Here is a 15,819-nt window from a genome sequence, read left to right as displayed (position 1 = left end):
GAAATTGATTTATAGGAATTTTTCTCCTAGTTAGTCCGATAAAAACAATTAGCATTCACTTGAGATAGCTCAATAAACTATTATCTTTGCAGATATGATACAACAACGGGTTATACAATATATAGAGAAGGAGCATTTATTCTCATTAAATGATAAGATTCTGGTTGCCCTGAGTGGTGGAGCAGACTCTGTTGCTTTGTTGTGTGTTCTCCATACAGCAGGTTATCCATGTGAAGCTGCCCACTGCAACTTTCATTTACGTGGGGAAGAGTCAAATCGGGATGAGCTGTTTGTACGGCAACTTTGCCGAAAATACGGGATTCATCTGCATACTATCGACTTCAACACCACTCAGTATGCAACAGAAAAACGGATTTCGATAGAAATGGCAGCCAGAGAACTTCGCTATAACTGGTTCGAAAAAATAAAAAAAGAATGTAAAGCCAATGTAATCGCCGTAGCTCATCATCAGGACGACAGTGTAGAAACGATGCTGCTCAACCTCATTCGTGGAACAGGCATCACCGGCTTATTAGGAATCCGTCCCCGAAACGGAGCAATCGTACGCCCACTGCTTTGCATCAATCGGGAAGAAATCATCCGCTACCTACAACAGATCGGACAAGACTTCGTAACAGACAGCACCAATCTGGAAGATGAATACACCCGTAATAAAATCCGTCTCCATCTGCTCCCACTGATGCAGGAAATAAATCCATCAGTCAAAAACAGCCTGATAGAGACAAGCAATTATCTGAATGATGTTGCTACTATATATAATAAGGTAATAGACGAAACCAAAAAGAAGATTATCACTCCGGAAGGTATCCGAATCGACGCTTTATTGGACGCCCCCACTCCCGAAACCCTTTTATTTGAGACGCTGCATCCACTAGGATTTAATTCGGCACAAATCAAAGATATAGCAAACTCCCTCCACGGGCAACCGGGAAAACAATTCATCAGCAAAGAATGGAGAGTTATCAAAGACCGTAATTTGCTCTTATTGGAAAGTATCCGCCCGGAAGATGGAACCACTCTTCCTTATCAATTAATAAAGGAAGAAAGAGAATACTCTCCCGATTTCCAGATTCCACAGGATAAAAAGACCGCTTGTTTCGATGCCGATAAATTAACAGAGGAAATACACTGTCGTAAATGGCGGACAGGCGATACATTTATTCCCTTCGGCATGAAAGGCAGGAAAAAAGTAAGCGATTATCTGACCGACCGCAAATTCTCTATCAGCCAAAAGGAACGCCAATGGGTACTCTGCTGCGGCGAACGCATAGCATGGCTGATAGGTGAACGGACAGATAACCGCTTTCGTATAGACGAAACGACCAAACGGGTGATAATCTATAAGATAGTCTGAGGTAGTTTCTGTTTCTTGAAACACTCGGAAAGCAGAGACGCGAAAGGAGTATCATACACCCTTGCCTTCTTCGCACAAGCTTTCACACAGGCACAACATTTAATACATTTTTCCGCATCTGTGTTTACTTCATCCCCTCTGGTGATTGCTCCAGCCGGACAACGAGCCGCACAGATACCGCAATGAGTACACAAGCTCTCATCCTCTATCCAAGGGGTACGAGGGAGCGGAGTACCGCTTTTGCGCAACTTGATCACTTTTCTCAAAAAGCGGAATAAAGGGAAAAATGGCTGACTGGGGCGTTTTATAGCACGTACATCGATCTGATAGAGAGTCTCTTCTCCAGCAGCCGCTTGTATTTTCTCCATTATTTTTCTTCCGAAATCTTCCGCATAATTCAAATCCGATTCATTCGGACGCCCGTCTGCAATCGGGCATTTATCGGTGCTATATGAATGTTCACCTATAAAGGTTGCTCCGGCAATCACTTTCATCCCGTGGGGAATAGCAAAAGCATCCAGTTCCATCAATGCCTTTTCGTAAGCACGATTTCCATAAACCACGACCAACACAGTAGGAGTATCCAGTCCACGAATATTTTCCAGACGTTCCATAGCTAAAGGAGCCACATGACCTCCATATACAGGAACTACGATAACAGCCAATGCAGAAGTGGGAATAACGGTTTCCTCGACAGTCTGCAATGTGAGATTCATCGGAACGACATTTTTTATACCAGTTCCGTGAACAATTGCTTCGGCTACTTGTTTTGATGTGTGTGTAGGCGAAAAATAAATTAAACGAGCTTCATTTACTGTCATACTATTTTCTTTTATACAGCAAAGATACGTTTTTACGCTGAAAAAAGTGTCTGATTGTTCATGAAACCAAAAATATTTATTATCTTTGCCCCGTTGAAACATTCTACGATTCAACATATACATCCCTAATTCATAATTAAAAACAAAACATATGCTCGCATATCTGCGGTTATTACGCTGTAGTAATGCTGTCCATATTTCATCAAGACAGAAATTTTAATAACTTACCATACTATATGTATAACATTATCCAATTGAACGACAAAAATCTGTCGGAACTTCAAATTATTGCCAAAGAGCTAGGCATCAAAAAAGCAGACTCATTTAAAAAAGAAGAACTTGTTTACAAGATACTCGATGAGCAAGCCATAGCCGGAGCCACTAAGAAAGTTGCCGCAGAGAAATTAAAAGAAGAACGCAAAGGAGAGAAAAGCAAGCGTTCGCGCACAGCCGTACCGAAAAAAGAGGAAAAAGCAGCACCCGCGCCGAAAAACGCTGAAGTAGCTAAAAATAAAGAAAATGCTCCTGTAGCCAAAGTTCAGCAACAGCCTAAAGAAGAAGCTGCCAATAAAGCCAAAGAGGCTCCTGCTGCTGAACCGAAAGCGGAAAATGCTGCTCCAAAACGCAAAGTAGGCCGTCCACGCAAAGACGCCAACACCACTGAAAAAGCAGAAAGCAAGGAAGTGGAAAATGCAAAACCGATAGTGAAAGCAACAGAAGAAAAAGCGGTTGCAGAAAAAACGGTAGTTGCACCTGCTGAAAAAGCTGCTCCGGTACAAGAGACAGAAAAGAAAGTAAAGGAAAACAAGCCGGCTATTGCAGAAAAACCAGTAATCGCCAAACCACAAAAGAAATCGGCACCGGTGATCGATGAAGAAAGCAATATCCTGTCCAGCGACGACGATGATGACTTTATCCCAATCGAAGACCTGCCTTCTGAAAAAATAGAGCTTCCTACCGAACTCTTCGGCAAATTTGAAGCTACAAAAGCAGAAACGGCACAGGCAGCCCCCGAACAGGCTCCACAACCACAGCAACAGCATTCTCAACCGCAACAACGCCAGCGTATTGTCCGTCCACGCGACAACAACAATAATAATAACAATGCCGGCAACAACAATGCCAATGCTAACGCCAACAACAATAATAATTTCCAGCGTAATAACAATAACAATCAGCGTCCTCCGATGCAGCAACGTCCTGCACCACAGCAGAATAATGTTGCCGAGAGCGTTCCTCCTGTACAACAACAGCCGGAACGCAAAGTGATTGAGCGTGAAAAACCCTACGAATTTGATGATATCCTCAGCGGAGTAGGCGTTTTGGAAATCATGCAGGACGGATACGGATTCCTCCGTTCTTCTGATTACAATTATCTTTCTTCTCCGGACGATATTTATGTATCACAGTCACAAATTAAGTTATTTGGTCTTAAGACCGGTGACGTGGTAGAAGGCATCATCCGTCCACCCAAAGAAGGAGAAAAATATTTCCCGTTAGTGAAGGTATCAAAGATCAACGGACGTGATGCGGCATTCGTTCGCGACCGTGTTCCTTTCGAACATTTGACTCCGCTCTTCCCTGACGAGAAATTCAGACTCTGTAAAGGCGGGTATTCAGATTCCATGTCTGCCCGTGTTGTAGACCTTTTCGCCCCGATCGGTAAAGGACAGCGTGCACTGATCGTTGCACAGCCCAAAACAGGTAAAACGATCTTAATGAAAGATATCGCCAACGCTATCGCAGCCAATCATCCGGAAGTATATATGATTATGCTACTGATCGATGAACGTCCGGAGGAAGTAACCGATATGGCACGCAGCGTCAATGCAGAAGTTATCGCTTCTACTTTTGACGAACCGGCAGAACGCCACGTCAAAATCGCAGGCATCGTACTGGAAAAAGCAAAAAGGCTGGTAGAATGCGGCCACGACGTAGTAATCTTCCTCGATTCTATCACCCGTTTGGCACGTGCGTACAATACAGTATCTCCCGCATCCGGCAAAGTACTCTCCGGTGGTGTGGATGCCAATGCGCTTCACAAGCCCAAACGTTTCTTTGGTGCTGCCCGTAACATCGAAAACGGCGGTTCACTGACTATCATTGCTACTGCACTGATCGACACCGGTTCCAAAATGGACGAAGTTATCTTCGAAGAATTCAAGGGTACAGGTAACATGGAGTTACAGCTCGACCGCAACCTGTCCAACAAGCGTATCTTCCCTGCTGTCAACATCACTGCATCCAGCACTCGTCGCGACGATCTGCTGCTTGACAAGACAACACTCGACCGCATGTGGATATTACGCAAATACCTTGCAGATATGAACCCTATCGAAGCAATGGATTTTGTAAAAGACCGTCTGGAAAAAACAAGAGACAACGACGAATTCCTGATGAGCATGAATAGCTAATCAAGAATAAGTGAGCAACAAATAATGAACGGTGGATAAACTGGAACGATGAATAATCGCAGTTTATCCACCGTTCTTTCTATAGCCCACTGTTCACGATTCATCGCAAACATCCGCCGTTCTCCACAAATCGTTCATCGCATCTTTCATTTTTGTACAAATTAGTTTCATTTACGTCCAAAAGCACTTCCCTGCTCTTTTTTGCTTTTTGTTTTTTCCTACTTTTGCTACAAAATCAATCACTTAATTCTAACCAAGAATGAAAACAATTTATCCATTCATGGGATTGGCCCTTTGTGGCGCAGCGGCTCAGGCACAAGAAAAGCCTAACTTTCTGATTATCCAGTGCGACCATCTGACACAACGTGTAGTAGGTGCTTACGGGCATACACAAGGCTGTACACTTCCCATTGACGAAGTTGCATCAAGAGGAGTGATCTTCTCTAACGCTTATGTAGGCTGCCCCCTCAGTCAGCCTTCACGTGCAGCACTATGGAGCGGCATGATGCCCCATCAAACTAATGTACGTTCAAATTCCAGCGAACCCATCAACACACGCCTGCCGGAAAGCGTGCCGACACTGGGAAGCCTTTTTTCCGAAAGCGGCTATGAAGCTGTACACTTCGGAAAGACTCATGACATGGGCTCACTGAGAGGTTTCAAACATAAAGAACCGGTAGCCAAGCCATTTACCGATCCCGAATTTCCGGTCAACAATGACAGTTTTCTAGATGTAGGTACCTGTGAAGATGCAGTTGCCTACCTCAACAATCCGCCTAAAGAACCCTTTATTTGCATTGCGGATTTCCAAAACCCACATAACATTTGCGGATTCATCGGTGAAAACGCAGGTGTACACACAGATCGCCCCATCAGCGGTCCCCTACCCGAATTGCCGGACAACTTTGATGTAGAAGACTGGAGTAATATTCCTACTCCCGTGCAGTATATCTGTTGCAGCCACCGCCGCATGACACAGGCTGCCCACTGGAGCGAAGAAAACTATCGCCATTATATCGCTGCTTTCCAGCATTATACCAAGATGGTATCCAAGCAAGTAGAGAGCGTACTGAAAGCCCTTTACTCCACCCCTGCCGGAAAAAACACCATTGTCGTAATCCTGGCAGACCACGGCGACGGTATGGCATCTCATCGCATGGTGACCAAACATATCAGCTTCTATGATGAAATGACCAACGTTCCGTTTATCTTCGCAGGTCCCGGCATCAAACAGCAGAAAAAGCCTGTAGATCATCTTCTGACACAACCTACATTAGATCTCTTGCCTACCCTTTGCGATTTGGCAGGCATTGCAGTTCCGGCAGAAAAAGCCGGCATCAGCCTTGCACCGACTCTAAGAGGAGAGAAACAACAGGAAAGCCATCCTTACGTTGTTTCCGAATGGCACAGCGAATATGAATACGTCACTACTCCCGGACGTATGGTGCGTGGTCCCAGATACAAATACACACATTATCTGGAAGGAAACGGAGAAGAACTATATGACATGAAAAAAGACCCGGGTGAAAGAAAAAATCTTGCCAAGGACCCTAAATACTCTAAAATACTCGCCGAGCACCGTGCTCTGCTGAACGATTATATCACACGTTCCAAAGATGATTACCGCAGCCTGAAAGTAGATGCCGACCCTCGGTGCAGAAACCACACTCCCGGCTACCCCAGTCACGAAGGTCCTGGAGCACGTGAAATCATCAAAAGAAAATAATTCTATAAAAAAGAGTGAAGATTCCTTGCCAGTCTTCACTCTTTTTATTTCTTTTGCACATCACCATACGAACAAACAAAATAGTGAACAGTAATTTACAGCATATATCAGCAACAATTGCAGCCATATTTATATCGGCGGCTCTCCATGCAACAAACCTGAATAAAGAACGATTAGCCTCACTGCAACCACTTGTCGATTATGACCTTTCTTTCTATACAGATATCAACATTACCACAGACAGCATCATTTTATGGGAAAAGCTTTTAAGTCCTGAATTAGAAAAGCGGCAAGAATACCATATTCTGTTTCCACTGAAAATGATGGCAGTTCAGGCATTAGTCACAGAAGGCAATATCAGCCTGGCAATCAACAACGCAAATTCGATGTATCAGCAAGCCAAAACAATAGATTATCCTTTCGGAACAGCACTGGCACTGCGCGCTCTTGCAGATACCTATCAAAGCTCAGGAAATTTTCAATCTGCCATGGAGTCTTATGAAGAATCTCTGAAAATAATGCAGAAAATTCCCGCAAGCAATTCATACCTTAAAACAAGTATGTTCTATTTGATTCTGAGCGAACTCAATTTTAAACCAATGGCAGATATCCAGAAAGATTTTTCATACCTGGAATCCCTCTACCACAAGGAATCCGGTTTGCCTAATGACTTTTATCTGCCTTGTAGCTATGCATATTATTATATCCAGACCAATATGCTCCCGAAGGCATTAGAGTGTCTGAAACAATTAGATACAATCTGCAAGCAATATCCATATCCATACTATTTTTCGATTTCCAGCTATATGTACGCCAGCTATCATATTGAATCAAAAGAATATGATAAAGCACTGAAAGAATATGATGAATTACTTGCAATAACAAAAAAGTCCGCTTTATTCAGGCACGTTCAGTTATTGCAGGAACGTGCCAAAGTTTTAGCACTTATGGGTGAAAAGCAAGAGGCATGCAAGGTGTATGAGGTAATAAATAATCTCAAAGATTCATTGGATGCCCAAAGCTATCTCAGACAGATAAACGAACTGCATACCCTATATCAGATAGACAAAAGTGAACATAACTATATAAACATACAAAAAAATCTTTATTACTGGAGTCTCTCCGTTATCTTGATTATTGTAGTACTGATCATCAGCGCCATTTTCCATATCAAGCGTAACAACAATCGCCTTTTGCAGTCGCAACGGGAGCAGGAAGAAGCAAAGAAACAAGCAGAAAAGTCTATCCATACCAAAAGTCTTTTCCTCTCCAACATGAGCCATGAGATTCGCACTCCTCTTAATGCATTATCCGGTTTTTCGTCCATTCTGACAGAAGAATCCATTGATAATGAAACGAAACAGCAATGCAATGATATCATCCAGCAAAACTCGGAATTACTACTCAAACTGATTAATGACGTGATCGATTTATCCAGCCTTGAAATCGGAAAAATGAAATTCAAATTCAAGGAATGTGATATTGTAGCTTTGTGCAGAAATGTCATTGACATGGTTGAAAAAATAAAGCAGACTCAGGCAGAAGTACGCTTTTCCACCTCTCTCAGTTCGCTGAAACTGACAACGGACAGTGCCCGCCTCCAACAAGTATTAATCAACTTACTCATCAACGCTACGAAATTTACGACACAAGGCACGATCACACTGGAACTGATAAAACAAACGGAAGACACAGCACTCTTCTCCGTCAGTGATACCGGTTGCGGAATCTCCAAGGAGAACCAGAATAAGATATTCAACCGCTTCGAGAAACTCGATGAAAACGCACAGGGCACAGGACTCGGATTGTCCATCTGTCAACTCATTATCGAACAATTGGGAGGCAAAATATGGATTGACCCGGGCTATGACAAAGGAGCACGTTTTCTGTTCACACACCCGATTCGCCAAGGGCAGATAAAAGAGGAGGAAACCAGATGAAACGACTCATACTACTGATGATTACTTGTTACTGTCTGTTGCCGGGTCATGCAAACACCGACATAGCCTCAGACAGTTTACTACAAGTGTTGCAGACACTGCCGCATGACACAACCCGTCTCTCTACCCTGAATGATATTATTAAGATAGAGCAAAACAACTACAAATGTATCCAATATTCAGATACGCTGATGCAGGAAGCATTAAAACTAAAAAATGACAAATATGCCAGTTTAGCCGCTTATTATCATCTATTGTATTATTACAATCGCAGTGAACAGGATAGTGTAGCCAAATGGATAGTACGAATGGAACCGTATGTCCAGAGATCCGGTCTATGGGATTATTTTTTCGATGCTCAACGCTTCCAAATTGATTTATATACTTTTACCGAACAATATGAGCTCGCCATCAGCGAAGCGAACAAAATGAAGCAGAAAGCCCTCAACACCAACAGCAACCGAGGCACCGTAGCTGCTTACCAATGTCTGTCCAATGCTTATATCGGTAGCCAGCGCTGGGACGAAGGTCTTAAAGCACTGGAAGAAGCATACAGGCTGCTTCCGAAAAAGGGCAATGCAGTAGTCCATATTTCCGTATTGTCTCAGCTCATATCCGTAACCAAAGAAATGAAAGACAATAACAGGCAACTGAAGTACCTGCAAGAACTGGAAAGTGTACTCCGCAAATTCATCATCGACAACCCATCTTTAAAAGACGGTTTTGCTGACGTATTCATTTTCAATGAGATTTTCTACGCACATTATTATCTGAATACCAATCAACCCCTACTAGCCTATTCACATATAGAAAAATCTAAAAAGTATCTGACTGAAAATACCTATTTCATGTATAAGGTGCTCTACTACGACATCTATGCAGAATACTATCAGAGTATCAAGCAATACCAGCAGGCATCAGCCTATATCGATACTACATTAACTATGCTGAAGAAGGATTTTACCAGCGACTATGCCGAACAACTGCTAAAACAGGCTAAAATATGGGTAGAAGCTGAAGACTATAACAAAGCTACGACTCTCTATCAGCAGGCACTAGCCATCAAAGACTCAGCTGCTATGGCACTCTCCAACACCCAAATGGAGCAAATCAAAAAAAGCTACAATCTGGACAAGATAGAACTGAAACAACAAAAACAAACCAATCAGATCCGCCTGACCAGCCTGGTGGCAATCACTGCCATTCTGATTGTATTGTTCATTTCCCTGTTTCGGCTCTTCAAAATTCGAAAAGCCTTGAAATACTCAGAAAGCGAAATACGCAAAGCAGCGGAAACAGTACGGGTGACCAATGAAATCAAGAACCGCTTTCTGTCAAATATGAGCTATAACATCCGGACTCCGCTCAATAATGTAGTAGGATTCTCACAACTCATAGCCAGCGAACCAAACATAGACGAAAATACAAGAGAAGAATATTCAGCAATTATCCACCAAAGTTCAGAGAAATTAATGCGACTTGTCAATGATGTACTCGATTTGTCACGCTTGGAAGCCAAAATGATGAAATTCCAGATACAAGACTATGACGCTGTCGCACTTTGTAACGAAGTATGCTACATGGCACGCATGAATAATGAAAAGACAGGTATTCAAATCCGATTCACTTCGGAAGTAGACTCACTTTCCCTTCATACGGATACAACCCGATTGGGACATGCATTACTCAGCACTCTGACCTATCCGCAAGAATATGAACCGGAAGAACAACCGGAGGAACGAATCATCTACTTTACAGTGAGCCGGAATGGCGGAATGCTTCAGTTCCGTATTCTCAATTCTCCATTGGCAGACGAGAATTTCACCTCACAGGAGAGCATTATCCGGCATGAAATCAACCAGTTACTGCTGGCTTATTTCGGAGGAATCTATCAAGTTAATGCACAAGGAACAGAAGGTTCGGAAATTGTTTTCGCCTATCCCATTGCTTCAGAATCGGAATAAAGCACTATCTTTGCAAACTGTAAACTTAAACGCTTAATTATGTATACCAACAAACAGATTTGGAGTGTCAGTTATCCGATACTACTTAGCTTGCTGGCGCAAAATGTCATCAATGTCACCGATACCGCCTTCCTGGGACACGTGAGCGAAGTGGCTCTGGGAGCTTCGGCCATGGGTGGACTATTCTATATATGTATATTTACTATCGCTTTCGGATTCAGTACAGGCTCACAGATCGTCATTGCACGACGCAATGGAGAAGGACGTTACAGTGATGTAGGACCGGTAATGATTCAAGGAGTCATGTTCCTTCTGTTGATAGCCATCTTGATGTTCGGCTTTACCAAAGCGTTCGGAGGAAATATCATGCGGTTACTGGTTTCTTCCGAATCCATCTACGAAGGCACAATGGAATTTTTGGACTGGCGTATTTACGGATTCTTCTTCTCGTTTATCAATGTGATGTTCCGTGCACTATACATCGGTATCACCCGTACCAAAGTACTGACCATTAATGCCGTCGTCATGGCATTGACCAACGTAATACTGGACTATGCACTGATTTTCGGTAAATTCGGTCTGCCGGAAATGGGTATCAAAGGAGCCGCCATCGCTTCCGTACTGGCAGAAGCTTCCTCCATCCTTTTCTTCCTGATTTATACGTATATCAGTGTCGACCTGAAAAAATACGGTCTGAACCGTCTCCGCTCATTCGATCCGGCATTGCTGATGCGTATTCTCAGCATCTCATGCTTCACCATGCTTCAATATTTCTTGTCGATGGCAACATGGTTCGTGTTCTTTGTTGCCGTAGAACGGCTGGGACAGCGGGAACTGGCAATCGCCAACATCGTCCGCAGTATCTATGTCGTACTGCTGATTCCGGTAAATGCACTGGCAACGACGACTAACAGCCTTGTCAGCAATGCGATTGGTGCAGGAGGTATCCAGTACGTCATGCCGCTTATCAATAAAATAGCCCGATTTTCGTTCTTTATTATGCTCGGATTAGTAGGGTTGTCGGTTTTGTTTCCACAGTTCCTGCTCTCCGTTTATACCAGCGAAGCAGCGTTAATCACAGAATCCGTACCTTCGGTATATGTCATCTGTTGCGCCATGCTCATAGCATCAGTAGCCAATGTCGTATTCAATGGTATCTCCGGAACAGGAAATACACAGGCAGCCTTATTGCTCGAAACAATCACGATTGCCATTTATGGTTCCTACATCGTTTTTGTCGGAATGTGGCTCAAAGCACCGATCGAAATCTGCTTTACGATTGAGATTCTGTACTATACCTTACTGCTGTTAACAAGCTATATTTATCTCAAAAAAGCAAAATGGCAGAATAAAAAGATATAAATACAAGAGATTTTTGTACATTTGCAGGCTCAAATATTAATTCGTAATTAAACAACTATGTTCGATAATTTAAGTGAAAGACTAGAACGGTCATTCAAGATTCTGAAAGGTGAAGGCAAAATCACCGAAATTAACGTGGCGGAGACGCTGAAAGATGTACGTAAGGCATTGCTTGATGCCGACGTTAACTACAAGGTTGCGAAAACTTTCACTGACACGGTGAAAGAAAAAGCCATCGGTCAGAATGTACTTACGGCTGTGAAGCCAAGCCAGTTGATGGTGAAGATTGTGCACGACGAACTGACTCAGTTAATGGGTGGTGAAACTGTAGAAATCAACCTCGAATCCCGTCCGGCAGTTATTCTGATGTCAGGTCTGCAAGGTTCGGGTAAGACCACTTTCTCCGGTAAGTTGGCACGCATGCTGAAAACAAAGAAGAATCGCAAGCCATTACTGGTAGCCTGTGACGTTTACCGTCCGGCAGCTATCGAACAATTGCGTGTGCTGGCAGAACAAATCGAAGTTCCGATGTACTCAGAGCTGGACAGCAAAAATCCGGTAGAGATTGCACAACATGCTATCCAGGAAGCTAAAGCCAAAGGATATGACCTCGTAATCGTCGATACAGCCGGACGTCTGGCTGTAGATGAGCAGATGATGAACGAGATCACCGCTATCAAGGAAGCTATCAATCCGGACGAAATTCTGTTCGTAGTAGACTCCATGACAGGACAGGATGCCGTAAATACTGCCAAAGAATTTAACGAACGACTTGACTTTAACGGTGTAGTACTGACTAAACTGGATGGTGATACCCGTGGTGGTGCAGCTCTTTCTATCCGTTCGGTAGTCAACAAACCGATTAAGTTTGTAGGTACAGGTGAAAAGCTGGATGCTATCGACCAGTTCCATCCGGCACGTATGGCAGACCGTATCCTTGGTATGGGTGACATCGTTTCATTGGTAGAACGTGCTCAGGAACAGTATGACGAAGAAGAAGCAAAACGTTTGCAAAAGAAGATTGCCAAGAATCAGTTCGATTTCAATGACTTCCTCAGCCAGATTGCACAAATCAAGAAGATGGGTAACCTAAAAGAACTCGCTTCCATGATTCCGGGAGTAGGTAAAGCAATCAAAGACATCGATATTGACGATAATGCTTTCAAGAGCATCGAAGCTATTATCTATTCCATGACTCCGGCAGAACGTTCTAATCCGGAATTACTGAATGGCTCACGTCGCACACGTATCGCCAAAGGTAGCGGAACGACTATTCAGGAAGTAAATCGTTTGCTGAAACAATTCGACCAGACTCGCAAAATGATGAAGATGGTGACCAGCAGCAAAATGGGCAAGATGATGCCGAAAATGAAAAAGTAAGAAAGAATTTTATTCTGTTTCAGATAGAAGGAGGAAGTACAAACTTCCTCCTTTATTTTTGCAGTAGAGTAAGGATACGTAAATATTGCACATACCTCTATAAAAACATATTCTGAATGAATAAAGTAAAAGATTCCATTTTCCTGACCAATAAACCAGACTGTATCGCAGTCTATTTTTCGCTCGTCACCAACTCCCCCTCAACACATTCCAAGCCTCATCTCCTGACAAAAACTCCAATCCTTTTGGAGAGTTCAGTTATTTATTTTACTTTTGTCCATCACCAATAAATACTCTGAAAATATGACTCTGATAGACGGAAAAGCCATTTCCGAACAAGTAAAACAAGAGATTGCAGCTGAAGTAGCCGAAATTGTAGCTCGTGGCGGCAAACGCCCGCATCTGGCAGCAATTCTTGTGGGACATGATGGCGGCAGCGAAACCTATGTAGCTGCCAAAGTAAAAGCCTGCGAAGTTTGTGGATTCAAATCCTCTCTGATCCGTTATGAAAATGACGTGACCGAAGAAGAACTACTCACAAAAGTACGCGAACTGAATAATGACGACGACGTAGACGGATTTATCGTACAGCTCCCGTTGCCGAAACATATCTCCGAACAGAAAGTCATCGAGACGATCGACTATCGTAAAGATGTAGACGGATTCCACCCTATCAATGTGGGACGTATGTCTATCGGACTTCCTTGCTACGTATCTGCCACTCCTAACGGTATTCTCGAACTGCTGAAACGTTATCAGATAGAAACTTCCGGAAAGAAATGTGTAGTACTCGGTCGCAGTAACATAGTTGGCAAACCAATGGCCTCTCTGATGATGCAGAAAGCGTATCCGGGTGACGCAACCGTTACTGTATGCCACAGCCGTAGCAAAGATCTGATAAAGGAATGTCAGGAAGCAGATATTATTATCACCGCTTTGGGACAACCTAATTTTGTGAAAGAAGAAATGGTAAAAGAAGGCGCAGTAGTTATCGACGTAGGTACTACCCGCGTTCCGGATGCCAGCAAAAAATCCGGTTTCAAGCTGACAGGGGATGTTAAGTTTGACGAAGTAGCACCCAAATGCTCTTTCATCACTCCTGTACCGGGTGGTGTGGGACCGATGACAATTGTATCGCTAATGAAAAATACACTTTTAGCCGGCAAAAAAGCTATTTATAAGTAATACATGGAAGGACAGTGAAGTAACTTTCACTGTCCTTCTCTCCCTTAAATCTGACTACTATGAAAAGAACTACAATCTCCCTCTCCCCTTCTGTTTACTATCCGTTCAGGTAAAATTATTCTCGAAAAGACACAATAACCCCTCTTGAATCCATGAAAAAACTATTAGTATCCCTTCTTTTGGTTACACAATTCTCCTGCATCGGCAAAGCACAAGAGAATACCATTGCCATACAAATACCGACAACAGACAGTCTGAAAACAGATACTCTTTCGCTTCTTTTCGTAGGAGACCTCATGCAACATCAAGGACAAATAAATGCTGCACGCACCACAGAAGGAGGATACGATTATTCGTCCTATTTTGAATATGTCAAAGAAGAAATAAGCAGAGCCGACTTTGCGATAGCTAACCTGGAAGTAACCCTCGGAGGAAAGCCATACAAAGGCTACCCTGCTTTCAGCGCTCCCGATGAATATCTGACGGCCATCCATAACGCCGGTTTCAATGTACTGATAACCGCTAACAACCACAGTCTCGACCGTGGCAGAAAAGGTCTGGAACGAACCATACAGCTTATAGATTCCTTGAATATTCCACATGCCGGAACATACATCAACTCTGAAGAACGTGAAAACAAATATCCCCTTTTATTAGAGAAAAACGGATTCCGTATTGCCATGCTCAACTATACGTACGGCACCAATGGAATCGTTGTCACTCCCCCCAATATTGTCAATTATATTGATACAATAATCATAGCTAAAGATATCGAAGCAAGCAAAGCACTGAATCCCGACGCAATTATTGCCTGTATGCATTGGGGAATCGAATACCAGTCACTCCCTAGCAAAAAACAGAAGTTTTTAGCTGACTGGCTGCTTCAAAAAGGAGTGGATCATGTTATTGGTTCTCATCCCCATGTCGTACAACCTATTGAAGTTCGTGAAGACAGTCTTACAAAAGAGAAACATCTTGTAGTTTACTCATTGGGAAATTATATTTCCAACATGTCTGCCCGTCGCACAGATGGCGGCTTGATGGTCAGAATGGAATTAGTAAAAGATAGTACCATCCGACTCAATCATTGTGAATATAGTTTAGTATGGACAGCCCGTCCGATTCAATCGGGAAAAAAAAATCATCAATTACTACCCATCAATCTCCCCTCTGACTCCATTCCCGTTAATGCTCGTAACTCTCTGAGAATCTTCACAAATGATGCGCGAACCCACTTCAACAAGCATAATCAGGGAATAAAAGAATATCTTTTTTATAAAAAAAAGTAGCAGAATCTTTTGGAGATTTAAAGATAATATCTATCTTTGCACCGCGTTAGAGAAACGCAGACATGGTGGATGTAGTTCAGTTGGTTAGAGCGTCAGATTGTGGTTCTGAATGTCGCCGGTTCGAGTCCGGTCTTCCACCCCCCCCCTTATAAGTTAAGTACTTATGAGGGGTTTCTTTTTGTTGGTAGTGGTTATTTGGAGACTGAAATCATGCTAAATATTGCTTAATCTTCCTTGTTGTTGACCTATTGTTGACCCCCAATTAATAGGATCAATGAATAAATCTGAGGGATGAAATTACAAATTCTTATCTTTGCCTTCAAATTTATAGAAAATGGAGTTAAATGTTTATCGTCTTCTTCT

At 42.9% G+C, this 15,819-nt stretch carries 10 protein-coding genes and 1 tRNA gene; 10 read left to right on the top strand and 1 reads right to left on the bottom strand.

Features of this window, described 5'->3' with window-relative positions; genetic code table 11:
- Positions 1–94 precede the first annotated feature (94 nt).
- The gene (gene tilS / locus BLW31_RS13720; protein ID WP_010538848.1) at positions 95–1,375 is read left to right on the top strand and encodes a tRNA lysidine(34) synthetase TilS; all 1,281 of its coding nucleotides are present in this window, start codon (positions 95–97) and stop codon (positions 1,373–1,375) included.
- Here the strand turns inward: tilS and BLW31_RS13715 are convergent.
- A complete protein-coding gene (locus BLW31_RS13715) occupies positions 1,360–2,196 on the bottom strand; it encodes a 4Fe-4S binding protein (RefSeq protein WP_010538849.1) in 837 nt (278 codons plus the stop codon). The genes tilS and BLW31_RS13715 overlap by 16 nt on opposite strands.
- 236 nt (positions 2,197–2,432) lie before the next feature.
- Between BLW31_RS13715 and rho the strand changes: the two genes are divergently transcribed.
- The 9 genes from rho to BLW31_RS13670 all read left to right on the top strand — a co-directional run bounded on the left by rho (position 2,433) and on the right by BLW31_RS13670 (position 15,596).
- Complete coding sequence (gene rho, locus BLW31_RS13710) at positions 2,433–4,610, top strand: transcription termination factor Rho (protein ID WP_010538850.1); 2,178 nt, start codon at positions 2,433–2,435, stop codon at positions 4,608–4,610.
- Positions 4,611–4,869: 259 nt separating this feature from the next.
- Positions 4,870–6,336, top strand: coding sequence for a sulfatase family protein (locus tag BLW31_RS13705; protein ID WP_029425639.1), 1,467 nt, complete (start codon positions 4,870–4,872; stop codon positions 6,334–6,336).
- A gap of 83 nt (positions 6,337–6,419) precedes the next feature.
- Entirely contained in the window at positions 6,420–8,276 is a 1,857-nt protein-coding gene (locus tag BLW31_RS13700) for a tetratricopeptide repeat-containing sensor histidine kinase (protein WP_010538852.1), read from the top strand.
- Positions 8,273–10,240 (top strand): tetratricopeptide repeat-containing sensor histidine kinase, encoded by a 1,968-nt coding sequence (locus tag BLW31_RS13695; protein ID WP_010538853.1) that lies wholly within the window; start codon positions 8,273–8,275, stop codon positions 10,238–10,240. The genes BLW31_RS13700 and BLW31_RS13695 overlap by 4 nt, the downstream gene beginning before the upstream one ends.
- A 39-nt stretch (positions 10,241–10,279) precedes the next feature.
- On the top strand, positions 10,280–11,602 hold the full coding sequence (locus BLW31_RS13690; protein ID WP_010538854.1) for an MATE family efflux transporter: 1,323 nt from the start codon (positions 10,280–10,282) through the stop codon (positions 11,600–11,602).
- A 57-nt stretch (positions 11,603–11,659) separates the two neighbouring features.
- Complete coding sequence (gene ffh / locus BLW31_RS13685; RefSeq protein WP_010538855.1) at positions 11,660–12,982, top strand: signal recognition particle protein; 1,323 nt, start codon at positions 11,660–11,662, stop codon at positions 12,980–12,982.
- 303 nt (positions 12,983–13,285) lie between these two features.
- Entirely contained in the window at positions 13,286–14,167 is an 882-nt protein-coding gene (gene folD, locus BLW31_RS13680; RefSeq protein ID WP_010538856.1) for a bifunctional methylenetetrahydrofolate dehydrogenase/methenyltetrahydrofolate cyclohydrolase FolD, read from the top strand.
- 152 nt (positions 14,168–14,319) lie between these two features.
- Positions 14,320–15,456, top strand: a complete 1,137-nt coding sequence (locus BLW31_RS13675; protein ID WP_022301904.1) for a CapA family protein — start codon at positions 14,320–14,322, stop codon at positions 15,454–15,456.
- Between the two features lie 64 nt (positions 15,457–15,520).
- Positions 15,521–15,596 (top strand) — tRNA-His (locus BLW31_RS13670).
- The last annotated feature ends 223 nt before the right edge of the window (positions 15,597–15,819 follow it).

The sequence above is a fragment of the Bacteroides faecis MAJ27 genome, from assembly GCF_900106755.1.
Lineage (GTDB): Bacteria > Bacteroidota > Bacteroidia > Bacteroidales > Bacteroidaceae > Bacteroides > Bacteroides faecis.
Note: the sequence above shows the minus strand (reverse complement) of the source record. Positions and strands in the feature narration are given on the sequence as shown.

Excerpts from the sequence above, each read along its gene's own strand:
- tilS (WP_010538848.1), top strand. The coding sequence starts at position 95 with ATGATACAACAACGGGTTATACAATATATAGAGAAGGAGCATTTATTC.
- BLW31_RS13715 (WP_010538849.1), bottom strand. The coding sequence starts at position 2,196 with ATGACAGTAAATGAAGCTCGTTTAATTTATTTTTCGCCTACACACACA.
- rho (WP_010538850.1), top strand. The coding sequence starts at position 2,433 with ATGTATAACATTATCCAATTGAACGACAAAAATCTGTCGGAACTTCAA.
- BLW31_RS13705 (WP_029425639.1), top strand. The coding sequence starts at position 4,870 with ATGAAAACAATTTATCCATTCATGGGATTGGCCCTTTGTGGCGCAGCG.
- BLW31_RS13695 (WP_010538853.1), top strand. The coding sequence starts at position 8,273 with ATGAAACGACTCATACTACTGATGATTACTTGTTACTGTCTGTTGCCG.
- BLW31_RS13690 (WP_010538854.1), top strand. The coding sequence starts at position 10,280 with ATGTATACCAACAAACAGATTTGGAGTGTCAGTTATCCGATACTACTT.
- ffh (WP_010538855.1), top strand. The coding sequence starts at position 11,660 with ATGTTCGATAATTTAAGTGAAAGACTAGAACGGTCATTCAAGATTCTG.
- folD (WP_010538856.1), top strand. The coding sequence starts at position 13,286 with ATGACTCTGATAGACGGAAAAGCCATTTCCGAACAAGTAAAACAAGAG.
- BLW31_RS13675 (WP_022301904.1), top strand. The coding sequence starts at position 14,320 with ATGAAAAAACTATTAGTATCCCTTCTTTTGGTTACACAATTCTCCTGC.